Source organism: Curtobacterium sp. AB451, assembly GCF_050585845.1.
Lineage (GTDB): Bacteria > Actinomycetota > Actinomycetes > Actinomycetales > Microbacteriaceae > Curtobacterium.
In genome coordinates this window covers 277,413-292,355 of sequence record NZ_JBOBQG010000003.1, presented here as the reverse complement: position 1 = coordinate 292,355, position 14,943 = coordinate 277,413, and the positions used below count along the sequence as shown (strand labels likewise).

General features: G+C 69.9%; 9 protein-coding genes. 8 read left to right on the top strand and 1 reads right to left on the bottom strand.

Annotated features, from left to right (window positions below):
• The first annotated feature begins 7 nt into the window (after positions 1–7).
• The gene (locus tag ACQXVK_RS08375) at positions 8–1,357 is read left to right on the top strand and encodes an acyltransferase (protein WP_430853259.1); all 1,350 of its coding nucleotides are present in this window, start codon (positions 8–10) and stop codon (positions 1,355–1,357) included.
• 476 nt (positions 1,358–1,833) lie between these two features.
• On the opposite strand, the gene ACQXVK_RS08370 is transcribed toward ACQXVK_RS08375, so the two are convergent.
• Positions 1,834–3,162: an MFS transporter gene (locus ACQXVK_RS08370; RefSeq protein ID WP_416393391.1), complete on the bottom strand. Its 1,329-nt coding sequence runs from the start codon at positions 3,160–3,162 to the stop codon at positions 1,834–1,836.
• A 170-nt stretch (positions 3,163–3,332) separates the two neighbouring features.
• Here ACQXVK_RS08370 and uvrB point away from each other — a divergent pair, with 170 nt between their 5' ends.
• The 7 genes from uvrB (at position 3,333) to gap (ending at position 14,943) form a co-directional block, all read left to right on the top strand.
• Positions 3,333–5,405 carry an excinuclease ABC subunit UvrB gene (gene uvrB, locus ACQXVK_RS08365; protein ID WP_430853439.1) on the top strand — a complete coding sequence of 691 codons (2,073 nt, stop codon included), beginning with the start codon at positions 3,333–3,335 and terminating at the stop codon, positions 5,403–5,405.
• Positions 5,395–6,333, top strand: a complete 939-nt coding sequence (locus tag ACQXVK_RS08360) for an SDR family NAD(P)-dependent oxidoreductase (protein WP_430853258.1) — start codon at positions 5,395–5,397, stop codon at positions 6,331–6,333. Before uvrB ends, ACQXVK_RS08360 begins: the two co-directional genes overlap by 11 nt.
• Positions 6,334–6,381: 48 nt before the next feature.
• On the top strand, positions 6,382–9,408 hold the full coding sequence (gene uvrA / locus ACQXVK_RS08355; RefSeq protein ID WP_402263115.1) for an excinuclease ABC subunit UvrA: 3,027 nt from the start codon (positions 6,382–6,384) through the stop codon (positions 9,406–9,408).
• Positions 9,409–11,463: an excinuclease ABC subunit UvrC gene (gene uvrC / locus ACQXVK_RS08350; protein ID WP_430853257.1), complete on the top strand. Its 2,055-nt coding sequence runs from the start codon at positions 9,409–9,411 to the stop codon at positions 11,461–11,463. It begins immediately after the preceding gene.
• A gap of 259 nt (positions 11,464–11,722) precedes the next feature.
• Positions 11,723–12,625 (top strand): RNase adapter RapZ, encoded by a 903-nt coding sequence (gene rapZ / locus ACQXVK_RS08345; protein ID WP_402263109.1) that lies wholly within the window; start codon positions 11,723–11,725, stop codon positions 12,623–12,625.
• Positions 12,626–12,700: 75 nt separating this feature from the next.
• Positions 12,701–13,681 carry a DNA-binding protein WhiA gene (gene whiA / locus ACQXVK_RS08340; RefSeq protein WP_022908389.1) on the top strand — a complete coding sequence of 327 codons (981 nt, stop codon included), beginning with the start codon at positions 12,701–12,703 and terminating at the stop codon, positions 13,679–13,681.
• A 257-nt stretch (positions 13,682–13,938) separates the two neighbouring features.
• On the top strand, positions 13,939–14,943 hold the full coding sequence (gene gap, locus ACQXVK_RS08335) for a type I glyceraldehyde-3-phosphate dehydrogenase (RefSeq protein WP_144749714.1): 1,005 nt from the start codon (positions 13,939–13,941) through the stop codon (positions 14,941–14,943).

The following is a 14,943-nucleotide window of genomic DNA, read 5'->3' as shown; positions in this document are numbered from 1 at the left end:
TGCCGCTGTGTCCGGGGGCACCGCCCCGGCGTCCTCGCGCGCCGTGCAGACGCCGACCCGCACCGCCGAGGGGAAGCCCCGGCACCTCTACGAGGTCGACGTCCTGCGGATCCTGACCTTCGCCTGCGTCATCGGCGTGCACACGACCAGCCACACGGTCGCCGCCGACGACGTGCCGCTGAACGCGCTGCTCGGCCTGCTCCACTTCACCCGGCTCGTGTTCTTCTCGCTCACGGCCTTCGTCCTCGTGTACAGCTACACGCTGCGCCCCCGGCCGATGGCGCAGTTCTGGCCCAAGCGCTTCCTGCTCGTCGGCGTGCCCTACCTGGCGTGGTCGTTCGTCTACGTGGCGGCGTCCTGGCTCCTGAGCGCCACCCGCCGCGGCGACGTCCCCGACCTCGTGCGCACCTACGCCGAGGGCATCGTCACCGGCGTCTCCTGGTACCACCTGTACTTCCTGCTCGTGACCATGCAGGTGTACCTGCTGCTGCCCGTGATCGCGTGGCTCGTGCGGCGGACGCGCGGGCACCACGTCGCCGTCCAAGTCGTGACGCTCGTTGTCCAGCTCGTCGTCTTCGCCGGGTACAAGTACTTCCCGGCCAGCGACGCGTGGATGCAGGGCTACCAGAAGCAGTTCTTCTTCTCGTACGTCTTCTTCATCGTCTCGGGGGCGATCGCCGCCGACCACGCCGACGCCTTCCTCCGGTTCATCCGGGTGCACCGCCGCGCCGTCCTCTGGGGCTTCGCGGGCGTCGGTGCCCTCACGCTCGGCGTCTGGGCGCTGCAGGTCGGCCTCGGACAGTCGCTCTACGCCGCCGGCACCCCGCTGCAGCCGATCCAGGTGATCTGGAGCAGTGCCGTGTTCGTCGGGTTCCTGGCCATCGGCGCCCGGTGGGCGGATCGGCGCCGACCCGGCAGTCCGCTCGCCCGCGTGGTCGACTACGGCTCGGACCGGTCGTTCGGCATCTTCCTGAGTCACCCGTTCGCGATCTGGATCCTGCTCTACGGCGACAGCGTGCTCGAGCGGGTCGTCCCGAAGCCGTGGTTGACGCTCGTCACGTACGTCCTGGTGCTCGTGCTGTCGGTCCTCGTCACGGAGCTGTTCCGGTGGACGCCGCTGAGCGTGCCCCTGACCGGGCGGCCGTCGCTGGCGTCGCGGGGGCAGCGGGCGGCGCGGGCGCGGAGACGGGAGGCGGGTGCTCGGCGCGGGGCCGGGACCAGAGGGGGCGTTCCGGCCGCTGGCGGGTCGGGTGCGTCCGACTCGGCCGTCCAGCCGGGGGAGCCGGTGGAGCCGGTGGAGCCGGACGATGCGCTCGTGGGGGAGACGGACGACGTCGGGAGGCGTCCGACCCGCTGAGTGCGGCCTCGACGGCGACGCTGCCGGGCGGCGTTGCGCGCGGCGTTGCGGGCGGCGGGTGCGCGTGCGCACCGTGCTGGGTCCGCGGCGTGGTGCGGTGGTGCTTGCTGGGTGCGGGGTTGCAGTGGCGCACGGAGCGTGGAACGTCGCACGGGTTGACGGTCGGCGCACCGTGCGCTGGCCGGACGGGAGGCGCGGGGCGGGCTGGCATCGCGCGTCACGTCGAGCGTGGTGGCGGACGGGGGGGACGGGGCGGGCTGGCGCCGCGCCTCCCGTCCGCACCGTGCGGGCGTCGTGAACGGGTGCGGTGCTGCGCGCTGGGTGCGGGGTTGTGGCGGGGCACGGAGCGTGCAACGTCGCACGGGTTGACGGACGGCGCACCGTGCGCTGCCGGGGTTGGCCACGGCGGGGCCGCCCAGGCCAGGACCAGGCGGGCCGGGACCAGGCGGGGCGGGGTGGGCCCGCCCCTGCGGCGGTCAGGCGGTGTGCTGCTCGGCCTTCGGGACGCCGATCTCGAGGACGCCGTCCGTCATCGTGAGGCGCTTCGGCTTCATGTACCAGGCGACGACGGCCGCCGCGGCGAGGAGGGCGCAGGACAGCGCGAACGGGAGCTGCCACCCCGAGGCGTCGATCAGCGCGCCGAAGACGATCGGCGAGATCACGCCGGCGATGCCGAACCCGGTGTTCATGAACCCCGAGGCCGTCCCGGACCACTGCGGCGCGACGTCCATCGGGATCGCCCAGAGGTTGGCGTTGCAGAGCTCGAGGAAGAAGAACGACAGCGCGAGCGAGATCGTGGCGACGACGAGGCCCTGCCCGATGACCAGTGGGACGAGGCAGATGAGCGAGCCTCCGAGTCCGGTGACGAGGACGATCCTGCGGGCGTTCCGGCTGTCGCCGCCGCGGTGGATGATGCGGTCGCTGAGCATGCCGCCGACGGTGTCGCCGACGACCCCGGCGAGCAGCACGAGCGTGGTGAAGAGTGCGAACTGACTGATCGGCAGACCGTAGGTGGAGCTGAGGAAGGTGGGGATCCAGGTGAGGAACACCCAGAGCACCCAGCCGTAGCCGAAGTCGACGAAGGTCACCGGCAGGATCTGGCGCGCGAGCGTGCGCCACGGGACGGGCGGGCGCGTGGCGCGGGTCTCGACGGGCGGGAGCTCGTCGAGTTCGACCTGCCGGATGCCGGCGGTGTCCTCGGGCTTGTCGCGGAACCAGACGAACCAGACGACGGCCCACGCGATGCTCAGCACAGCGGTCGCGAAGAACGCCCACCGCCAGCTGCCGGTCGCACCGATCACCCACGCGACCAGGAGCGGCGCGAGCGCGTTGCCGAGGCGGGCGGCCGAGTGCACGACGCCCTGCGCGAAGCCGTTGCGATCGCGGGGGATCCACCGGCTCATCGCCTGGGTGGCGGCGGGGAACGCGGCGGCCTCGCTGAGACCGAGGAGCGCGCGGGCGGCGAAGAGGGTCCAGAACCCGACCGAGAAACCGGTCCACAGGGTCGCGACGCCCCAGACGACGGTGATGACGAAGAGGGCCTTCCGCGGTCCGAACTTCTCGGCGATCGTTCCGCCGAACACCTGGAGCAGTGCGTAGGGGAGCGCGAACGCCGAGACGATGAGTCCGGCGGTCGTCTCGTTGAAGCCGAAGTCCTCGGTGATGTGCGGGAGCGCGGTCGAGATGTTGGTGCGGTCGATGTACGAGATCGCGTACATGAAGCAGAGGAGGATGAGCACTCGTCCGCGGATGCGTCCGCGGAACGGGGTGCCCTTCGTCGGTGCGGCGGGGGTCGCCGTCGTCATGGGGCCTCTCCAGGGGAGTGAGAGCGATTCGGGTTGCTGAACGGATCGGAGGCTATGCCGGATCCCTATCAGCGGTCTTTGAGCCAGCCTGGGCTGGACGATACGCCGACGGCGAGCAGTCGGCTCCGGTGTCAGGGGTGCCGACTAGCGTTGTCGGCATGGCAGTGTCAATCGAGCCCACGCGCGCGGTCCGCCCGTTCGAGGTCATCAGCGAGTACTCGCCGAGCGGCGACCAGCCCGCGGCGATCGCCGAGCTCGCCGGCCGCATCAACGCCGGTGAGACGGACGTCGTGCTGCTCGGTGCGACCGGTACCGGCAAGTCGGCGACGACCGCCTGGCTCATCGAGCAGGTGCAGCGCCCGACGCTGGTGCTCGCACACAACAAGACCCTCGCGGCACAGCTCGCGAACGAGTTCCGGAGCCTGCTGCCGAACAACGCGGTCGAGTACTTCGTCTCGTACTACGACTACTACCAGCCCGAGGCGTACGTCCCGCAGACCGACACCTTCATCGAGAAGGACTCGTCCGTCAACGCCGAGGTCGAGCGGCTCCGACACTCGACGACCAACTCCCTGCTCAGCCGGCGCGACGTCGTCGTGGTGTCGACTGTGTCGTGCATCTACGGCCTCGGGACGCCGGAACAATACATGAACGCCTCGGTCGCGCTCCACGTCGGCCAGACGATCTCGCGCGACCAGCTCGTCCGCAAGTTCGTCTCGATGCAGTACCAGCGCAACGACGTCGACTTCGCGCGCGGCACCTTCCGGGTCCGTGGCGACACCCTCGAGATCATCCCGATGTACGAGGAACACGCGATCCGCATCGAGATGTTCGGGGACGAGGTCGAGGCGCTCTCGTACCTGCACCCGCTGACCGGCAACGTGATCGAGGACATGCCCGCGGTGTCGATCTTCCCGGCGTCGCACTACGTCGCCGACACCGAGGTCATGCACCGCGCGATCGCCACGATCAAGGACGAGCTCGCCGAGCGGCTGACCGAGCTCGAGGGCCAGGGCAAGCTGCTCGAGGCCCAGCGCCTGCGGATGCGGACCACGTTCGACATCGAGATGATGGAGCAGATCGGCTTCTGCTCGGGCATCGAGAACTACTCCCGCCACATGGACGGCCGCGCGGCGGGGGAGCCGCCGCACTGCCTGCTCGACTTCTTCCCGGACGACCTGCTCATCGTGATCGACGAGTCGCACGTGACCGTGCCGCAGATCGGCGCGATGTACGAGGGCGACGCGTCACGCAAGCGCACCCTCGTCGAGCACGGCTTCCGACTGCCGAGCGCCCTCGACAACCGACCGCTCCGGTGGGAGGAGTTCCTCGAGCGCTCCGGCCAGAAGGTCTACCTGTCGGCGACGCCGGGTCGGTACGAACTCGGCGTGACCGACAGCGTGGTCGAGCAGATCATCCGCCCGACCGGCCTGGTCGACCCCGAGATCGTCGTGAAGCCGAGTGACGGCCAGATCGACGACCTGCTCGAGGAGATCAAGCAGCGCGTCGAGAAGGACGAGCGCGTCCTGGTCACCACGCTCACGAAGCGCATGGCCGAGGAACTCACCGACTTCCTCGGCAACGCGGGGGTCCGCGTCCGGTACCTCCACTCCGACGTGGACACCCTGAAGCGCGTCGAACTGCTCACCGAGCTGCGCCAGGGCGTCTACGACGTGCTCGTCGGCATCAACCTGCTGCGCGAGGGGCTCGACCTGCCCGAGGTGTCGCTCGTCGCGATCCTCGACGCCGACAAGGAAGGCTTCCTGCGCTCGTCGACCTCGCTGATCCAGACGATCGGTCGCGCCGCCCGCAACGTGTCGGGTCAGGTGCTGATGTACGCCGACAAGATGACCGACTCGATGAAGACCGCGATCGAGGAGACCGACCGCCGCCGCGAGAAGCAGGTGGCGTACAACCTCGAGCGCGGCATCGACCCCCAGCCCCTGCGCAAGAAGATCGCCGACATCACCGAGATCCTGGCGCGGGAGAACGACGACACCAAGGCGCTGCTCGAGGGTCGGCCAGGTGCGGACGGTCGCCGCTCCCCGACGCCGAACCTCAAGCGGACCGGCATCGCGGGCGAAGGGGCGACCCAGCTCGAGGCCACCATCGCAGACCTCAACGAGCAGATGCTGCAGGCCGCCGCCGAGCTGAAGTTCGAGTTGGCGGCGCGGCTCCGCGACGAGGTCCAGGACCTCAAGAAGGCGCTGCGGCAGATGGAGTCCGCCGGACATGTCAACTGACGTCGGGGCGACGGCCCCGGGGCCGTCGCGGACCGTCGTCGTCACGGGGGCGAGCGCCGGCCTCGGGTACTTCGCGGCCGAGCAGCTCGCCGCGGCCGGACACCGCGTCGTGCTGGCGACCCGGGACCGCTCGCGCGCCGCAGCCGCCGAACGGAGCATCCGGCGACACGTGGACAGCGCCGACCTCGCGCACGTGCACCTCGACCTGGCGGACCTCGACAGCGTGCGCGCCGCAGCCGACGAGCTCGCGCACCTGCAGCCGGATGGCGTCGACGCGATCGTCAACAACGCCGGCGTGGTCGGCGCGAGCACGATGCAGCGGACCGCGCAGGGGACCGAGCTCCAGGTGGGCACGAACCACCTCGGGCACTTCGCGTGGACGGCCCTGACCCTCCCGCTGCTGGAACGCCGTGCCGGACGGGTGGTGCACCTCGGCTCGATCGCGCACCGCTGGGCGCGACTCGACCCGACGGATCCACTCGGCGCGCGCCACTACTCGAGCTACCGCCAGTACGGCCGGAGCAAGCTCGCGGTCATGCTGTTCGGCTTCGAGCTGGCCGAGCGACTGGCGGATGCGGGCTCTTCGGTGGCGAGTGTCGTCGCGCACCCGGGCTTCTCGCTCGACCTGCTCTCGCCCGAGCGGCCGGACGTCGCGTCGTCCCGCTCCGAGCCGGCGTGGACCCGTCCGGCGCAGCGCCTGTACGCACAGGGCAAGGACGCCGGCGCCGACCCGCTCGTGCACGCTGCCGTGGCGGACGACGTCCGCTCCGGCGAGTACTGGGGACCGTCCGGCTGGATGCAGCTCCGGGGTGCGGCGACGGTCGTCCGCGCCGAGCCACGGGCCCACGACCGCACCGAGGCCGCCCGACTCTGGGCCGCCAGCGAGCGCGCCGCGGGGGTCGCGTTCGCTCTCGACGCACTCGTCTGACCGTCCATCGCAGCCGAATGTCGGTGCCGCTTCGTAGAATCGACGACGATGACCATCACCTCTGACCGCGGAACCTCGACGTCGGGCCGGAACGCCTTCGGCGAGCCCGCAGACCTCCACATCCCCGGCGGGACGGCCCCGCACAGTACCTCGACGCTCAGCGTCCGTGGTGCGCGCGTGCACAACCTGCGCGACGTCGACCTCGAGATCCCACGCGATTCGCTCGTCGTGTTCACGGGCCTGTCCGGATCCGGCAAGTCGTCGCTCGCGTTCGACACGATCTTCGCGGAGGGGCAGCGCCGCTACGTCGAGTCGCTGTCCGCCTACGCCCGGCAGTTCCTCGGCCAGGTCGACCGGCCGGACGTCGACTTCATCGAGGGGCTCTCGCCCGCGGTGTCGATCGACCAGAAGTCGACGAACCGCAACCCGCGGTCGACCGTCGGCACCATCACCGAGGTCTACGACTACATGCGCCTGCTCTGGGCGCGCATCGGCGTGCCGCACTGCCCCGTGTGCGGCGAGGTGATCAGCAAGCAGAGCGTGCAGCAGATCGCCGATCAGCTCATGGAGTTCGAGTCGGGGACGCGCTTCCAGGTGCTCGCGCCCGTGATCTCGAAGAAGAAGGGCGAGTTCGTCGACCTCTTCCAGGAGCTCGCGGCGTCCGGCTACGCCCGCGCGATCGTCGACGGGGAGCGCATCCAGCTCAGCGACCCGCCCAAGCTCAAGAAGCAGGTCAAGCACGACATCTCGGTGATCGTGGACCGTCTCGTCGCCAACGAGGACATCCTCGGGCGTCTGACCGACTCGCTCGAGACCGCACTGCGGCTGACCGACGGTACGGTCGCGATCGACCTCGTCGACGTCGAGGGGCCCGGTGCGGTCCGGACGTACTCCGAGAACCTGTCCTGCCCGAACAACCACCCGCTGGCGCTCACCGAGATCGAGCCCCGGACCTTCTCGTTCAACGCGCCGTTCGGTGCGTGCCCCGAGTGCTCCGGCCTCGGGACCCGGATGTCGGTCGACCCGGACCTGGTCCTCGGCGACCCCGAGGCGTCCTTGCGCGACGGCGTGCTGCTGCCGTGGACCGGGACGAGCGGGCTCTACTCGTACTTCGAGAAGCTCCTCGCGGGCCTCGGCAAGGACCTCGGGTTCGACCTGGACACCCCGTGGAGCAGCCTCGACCCGTCGGTGCAGGCAGCGATCCTGACGGGCAAGGACTTCCAGGTGTCGGTCTCCTGGCGCAACCGGTTCGGCCGCGAGATGCGGTACACGAGCGGGTTCGAGGGCGTCATGCCGTACATCGAGCGCAAGTTCGCCGAGGCCGAGTCCGACTCGCAGCGGCAGCGCTTCCAGGGCTACCTGCGCGAGGTGCCCTGCCCGGTGTGCGACGGCACGCGCCTGAAGCCCGAGGTCCTGGCGGTGACGGTCGACGGCCGTTCCATCGCTGACGTCACGGACATGTCGCTCGACAACGCCTACGGCTTCATGGAGAGCCTCACGTTGACCGAGCGCGAGGCGCACATCGCCGCGGCCGTCCTGCGCGAGATCCGAGCGCGGCTCGAGTTCCTGCTCGAGGTCGGTCTGAACTACCTGACGCTCTCCCGCGGGGCCGGTGGTCTTTCCGGTGGCGAGGCACAGCGCATCCGCCTGGCGACCCAGATCGGCTCCGGTCTGACGGGCGTGCTCTACGTCCTCGACGAGCCGAGCATCGGGCTGCACCAGCGCGACAACCGCCGACTCATCGACACCCTGGTCAAGCTCAAGGACCTCGGCAACACGCTCATCGTCGTCGAGCACGACGAGGACACCATCCGCACGGCGGACTGGGTCGTCGACATCGGTCCGGGTGCCGGTGTGAACGGCGGCAACGTCGTGCACTCCGGTTCGTACGAGGGGATCATCGAGAACCGCGACTCGATCACCGGCGACTACCTCGCCGGTCGGCGCGCCATCGAGGTGCCGGCCGAGCGTCGGAAGGTCAACCTGAAGCGCACGATCAGCGTGCAGGGTGCGCGGGCGAACAACCTCAAGTCGATCGACGCGGACTTCCCGCTCGGTGTCTTCACCGCGGTCACGGGGGTGAGCGGCTCCGGCAAGTCGACGCTCGTCAACGACATCCTCTACAAGGTGCTCGCCAACCAGCTCAATGGCGCACGGCACATCGCGGGGAAGCACACGCGTGTGAAGGGGCTCGACCAGCTCGACAAGGTCGTGCACGTCGACCAGGCGCCGATCGGCCGGACCCCGCGGTCGAACCCGGCGACCTACACCGGTGTCTTCGACCGCATCCGGCAGCTCTTCGCCGAGACGCCCGAGGCGAAGGCGCGTGGCTACCAGCCCGGTCGCTTCAGCTTCAACGTGAAGGGCGGTCGCTGCGAGAACTGCTCCGGGGACGGCACGATCAAGATCGAGATGAACTTCCTGCCGGACGTCTACGTCGCGTGCGAGGTCTGTGGCGGTGCCCGCTACAACCGCGAGACGCTGCAGGTGCACTACAAGGGCAAGGACATCTCCGAGGTCCTCGACATGCCGATCAGCGAGGCGGCCGAGTTCTTCGAGCCGATCTCCGCCATCCACCGGTACATGGCGACGCTGGTCGACGTCGGGCTCGGGTACGTGCGCCTCGGCCAGAGTGCGACGACCCTGTCCGGCGGTGAGGCGCAGCGTGTGAAGCTCGCGACCGAGCTCCAGCGACGCTCGAACGGCCGCACCGTCTACGTGCTCGACGAACCGACCACCGGTCTGCACTTCGAGGACGTCCGGAAGCTCCTGCTCGTGCTGCAGAGCCTCGTCGACAAGGGCAACACCGTCATCACGATCGAGCACAACCTCGACGTCATCAAGTCGGCCGACTGGCTCATCGACATGGGGCCGGAAGGCGGTTCGGGCGGTGGCACGGTCCTCGCGACCGGGACGCCGGAGCACGTGGCGAACGTGCCCGAGAGCCACACCGGCGTGTTCCTCAAGGAGATCTTCGACGCACAGGACGCCCGGGTCGGCAAGGAGCAGGCCGTCGGCGCCCGGACCGCGACGCAGAAGCGTCCGAAGGCGAAGCAGAAGGCGGGTGCGCGGTAGGTGGCGGACACCGTCTCCTGGCGACCGAAGGCGGGGGAGATCCCGACCGATCCGGGCGTCTACCGCTGGCGTGACGAAGCGGGTCGGGTGCTCTACGTCGGCAAGGCGAAGAACCTCCGTGCCCGGCTGAGCAACTACTTCGCCCCACTGCCGACGCTGCACGAGCGCACCCGGCGGATGGTGCTCACGGCACGCAGCGTCGAGTGGACCACCGTCGGCTCCGAGATCGAGGCGCTGCAGCTCGAGTACACGTGGATCAAGGAGTTCGATCCGCCGTTCAACGTCAAGTTCCGTGACGACAAGTCCTACCCGTACATGGCGATCACCCTCGGTGAGGAGTCACCGCGGGTGATGGTCACCCGGAACCGGAAGATCAAGGGCGCGAAGTACTTCGGGCCGTACCCGAAGATCTGGGCCGTGCACGACACGATCGACCTGATGATCAAGGTGTTCCCGATCCGCACCTGCTCGGACTCGTCCTACAAGAAGGCGATGCAGACCGGCAAGCCGTGCTTCCCTGGTCAGATCGGCAAGTGCGGCGGTCCGTGCTCGCAGAAGGTCACGATCGCCGAGCACCGTGCGATGGTCGAGGAGTTCGTCCGCTTCATGGCGAGCTACGACCGACGTGTCATCACCCAGCTCCGGCAGCGCATGGCCGCATCGGCCGACGCGATGCAGTACGAGCAGGCGGCGAAGTTCCGCGACCAGGTCGGCGCGCTCGAGGCAGTGCTCGAGAAGTCCGCGGTCGTGCTCCGCGACTCGGTCGACCTCGACCTGTTCGGCATCTCCGAGGACGAGCTCGCCGCGGCCGTGCAGCTGTTCTCGGTCCGCGGTGGGCGCATCCGCGGTGTGCGCGGATGGGTGGTCGACAAGGAGCTCGACATCTCGACCGGCGACCTCATCGAGCAGATCGTGCAGGGGCAGTACGCGACGGGCGACGAGCCTCCGCGCGAGGTGGTCGTGCCCGAGCTGCCCGAGGACGCCGACGCGCTGCAACAGTGGCTCAGTGAGCGCCGCGGTGGCCGTGGGACGAAGCTCAGCACCGCCCAGCGTGGCGACCGTGCCGGGCTCGCCCGGACGGCGGCGCAGAACGCGGCGCAGGCGCTGATGCTCTACAAGACCAAGCGGTCGGCCGACTACACGACCCGGTCGGCGGCGCTGGCGGACATCCAGGACGCCCTCGGGATGACCGAGGCACCGCTCCGGATGGAGTGCTACGACATCTCGCACCTGCAGGGGACGAACGTCGTCGCGTCGATGGTCGTGTTCGAGGACGGCCTGCCACGCAAGGACCAGTACCGCCGGTACACGATCGCCGAGACCACGGACGACACCGACAGCATGTACCAGGTGCTGACCCGGCGACTCGCGCGCCTCGACGAGGACGCCGAACTGCCGGACGTGCCCGACGTCACGAGCGACGAGCTGATCGAGGGCTCGAAGCCGACCAAGCGCTTCGCGTACCGGCCGCAGCTGTTGATCGTCGACGGCGGGCAACCGCAGGTGCAGGCGGCGAAGCGCGCGATGGACGAGGCCGGCGTGCGGGACATCGCCCTCGTGGGGATCGCGAAGCGGCTCGAGGAGCTCTGGCTGCCGGACGACGACTTCCCGGTGATCCTGCCCCGCAACTCCGAGGCGCTGTTCCTCATCCAACGGATCCGTGACGAGGCGCACCGCTTCGCGATCACGCACCAGCGGACCCGTCGCAAGCGGGACGTCCGGTCGCGGCTGTCCGAGATCCCCGGCCTCGGGCCCACCCGCGTGAACGCCCTGCTGAAGCACTTCGGCTCGGTGGCGCGGCTCCGTGAGGCCACGGCGGAGGAGATCGGCGAGGTGAACGGCGTCGGCCCGGCGACGGCGGCGGCCGTGGTCAGCAAACTCGCCCAGACCCCCACGAGCGCGCCGGAAGCAGCGGGCGCTGGGTCGCCGACGAGCGCGCCGGCGACGAGCGCACCGGACGGAGTGGACGGAGACGCCATGGCGGACGCGCCGAGCGCCCCCGGCACGGCGCGCCTGCCCGAAGCGACCGACGACGGCCCGCACCTGCCCGCATGAGGCGCACCGCGCCTCCCGGACGGACGACGCACGCACCGGACGGACCGGTCGGGCCCGACCAACGCCACGCACCGCACCGACCGGTCCGACGGCACGGACCGCACCGATCGCACGCACCGCACGCATCGCACCGCACCGCACCGACCGCACCCGACCGGATGACGCACCCCGAGCCCCCCGTCCGGGCGGTACCCTTGTCCCGCAGCCGAGACCTCCCCGGGCGACGCGCCCGGGCCGCCACGACGGAGCCCACTCCCAGATGACCGACAGCGACCCAGCGCCGACCCGATCGCCGCAGCAGCACGACATCCTCATCGTCACCGGCATGTCCGGGGCCGGTCGTTCGACGGTGGGGAAGGCGCTCGAAGACCTCGGCTGGTACGTGGTCGACAACCTCCCGACGCAGATGCTCGCGCCGCTCACCGAGCTCGCGGACCGCGCCGGCGAGAAGATCCCGAAGATCGCCACGGTGGTCGACGTCCGCGGCGGGCGGTTCTTCACCGACCCCGAGCAGGCCGTAGAACAGGTGCGCAAGAGTGCGTCGGCGCGGGTCCGGGTGCTCTTCCTCGAGGCCACCGACGCCGTCCTGGTGCGGCGGTTCGAGCAGGTCCGGCGACCCCACCCGCTCCAGGGCGAGGACACGCTCCTCGACGGCATCGGCCGCGAACGCAGTCGGCTCGCGGCACTGCGCGAGGCGTCGGACCTCGTCATCGACACGTCCGACCTGAACATCCACCAACTCGCGAACGCCGTGACCGAGCAGTTCGCCGAGGACCACTTCACCGGCGTGCAGGTGACGCTGATGAGCTTCGGGTTCAAGTACGGACTGCCCGCGGACGCCGACATGGTGGCCGACGTCCGGTTCCTCCCGAACCCGTACTGGGTCCCGGAACTCCGCCCGCACACGGGCCTCGACCGACCCGTCTCCGACTACGTCCTGGCGCAGCCCGGAGCCCGCTCGTTCGTCGAGCGCTACGCCGACGTCCTCGAGCCGGTGTTCGAGGGGTACCAGCGCGAGAACAAAAGACACGCTACGATCGCCATCGGCTGTACCGGCGGCAAGCACCGCTCGGTCGCCATCGTCGCCGAGCTGGCGAACCTCCTCCGCGGGATGCCCGACGTCGCCGTGCGTGTGAAGAACCGAGACCTCGGCCGAGAGTGACCGTCCCTCCGGCCGCTCCACACGACGTGCGCCGGGCACGCGGACCCCACCAGAAGAAACGTTAGGAATGATGCTGTGCCGTTGACTGCCGAGGTCAAGGACGAACTGGCCCGGGTCGTCGTGAACCGGAACACGGTCCGCGCCGCCGAACTCGCGACCATCCTGCGGTTCGCGGGTGGCCTGCACGTCATCTCGGGCAGGATCGCGGTCGAGGTCGAACTCGACACCCGGATCATCGTGCACCGTGTGCGCAAGGACCTCGCCGAGCTGTACGGCGTGCGGAGCGAGGCGTCGGTGGGGTCGTCCGCGTCCGCCCGTCGTGGCACCCGGTACCTCGTGCGCGTGCTCGAGGCGGGGGAGACCCTCGCCCGGCAGACGGGGCTCATGGACGCCCGTCGCCGTCCGGTCCGCGGGCTGCCGAACCGCCTCACCACGGGCAACCGTGAGGACCTCGCCGCGATCTGGCGCGGGGCGTTCCTCGCCGCCGGCACGCTGACCGACCCCGGTCGGGCGGCCGCGCTCGAGGTCACGTGCCCGGGCAACGAGGCCGCGATGGCGCTCGTCGGCGCCGCGTCGCGGCTCGGCATCGCCGCCAAGGGGCGCGAGGTCCGGGGCGTGCACCGCGTCGTCATCCGCGACGGCGAGGCCATCGGCCAGATGCTGACCGTGATGGGTGCCGCGCGCACCACCGCCGACTGGGAGGAGATGCGCCAGCGCCGCGAGGTCCGCGCGACCGCCAACCGGCTCGTCAACTTCGACGACGCGAACCTCCGCCGCTCGGCGCAGGCCGCCGTCGCCGCCTGCGCCCGGGTCGAGCGTGCGCTCGAGATCCTCGGCGACGAGGTCCCGGACCACCTCAAGTACGCCGGCTCGCTCCGTCTGGAGCACCGCGACGCGTCGCTCGACGAGCTCGGCCAGCACGCCGAGCCGCCGATGACGAAGGACGCCATCGCCGGCCGCATCCGCCGCCTGCTCGCGATGGCCGACAAGCGCGCGTCGGACCTCGGGATCCCCGGCACCGAGGCGAGCGTCCCCGAGGAGCTCGAAGGGGCCTGATCGCGGTCGCGAGACGTTCCGAGACGGGAGGCGCGGTGCCAGCTGGCACCGCGCCTCCCGTCCGTCTCGGGGGTGATCCAGGGCGGTCGTCACGACCGTCCGGACGGACCGTCATCGCGCGCAGGCGCGCAGTGTCCGACTGCTAGGGTCGTTACGGCGACGTTACGGGGCGTATCGTCCACCACACGTGGGCCCGAAGGGCCACACGACTCCGAAAGCAGCGCCCCCTGGGCGCTCCACACCCACCAGGAGATCCATTGACCGTCAAGATCGGTATCAACGGCTTCGGCCGCATCGGCCGTAACTTCTTCCGGGCGGCCCTCGCCAAGGGCTCCGACCTCGAGATCGTGGCCGTGAACGACCTCACCGACAACGCCGCCCTCGCGAACCTGCTCAAGTTCGACTCGATCACGGGTCGTCTCGGCAAGTCCGTCGAGCTCGACGGCGACAACATCGTCGTCGACGGCAAGGCGATCAAGGTCCTCGCGGAGCGCGACCCCGCCAACCTCCCCTGGGGCGAGCTGGGCGTCGACATCGTCATCGAGTCGACCGGTTTCTTCACCAAGGCCGCCGATGCGCAGAAGCACATCGACGCGGGTGCCAAGAAGGTCATCATCTCCGCCCCGGCCACGGGTGACGACGTCACCATCGTGCTCGGCGTGAACGAGGACCAGTACGACCCGGCGAACCACAACATCATCTCGAACGCGTCCTGCACCACGAACAGCCTCGCGCCGCTCGCCAAGGTGTTCAACGACAAGTTCGGCATCGAGCGTGGCCTCATGACGACGGTGCACGCCTACACCGCCGACCAGAACCTGCAGGACGGGCCGCACAAGGACCCGCGTCGTGCCCGTGCCGCCGCGCTGAACATCGTGCCGACCTCGACCGGTGCCGCCAAGGCCATCGGCCAGGTCATGCCCGAGCTCGCCGGCAAGCTCGACGGCTTCGCGCTCCGCGTCCCGGTCCCGACCGGTTCGATCACCGACCTCACCCTCGAGACCAAGTCCGAGGTCACGGTCGACGAGATCAACGCCGCCTACAAGGAGGCCGCCGAAGGCCCCCTCAAGGGCATCCTGCTCTACAGCGAGGACCCGCTGGTGTCGACCGACATCACCACGGACCCGCACTCCTCGATCTACGACTCCGGCCTGACCAAGGTCATCGGCGGCCTCGTGAAGATCACCTCGTGGTACGACAACGAGTGGGGCTACTCGAACCGCCTCGTCGACCTCACCGAGTACGTGGGCGAGCGCCTCTAA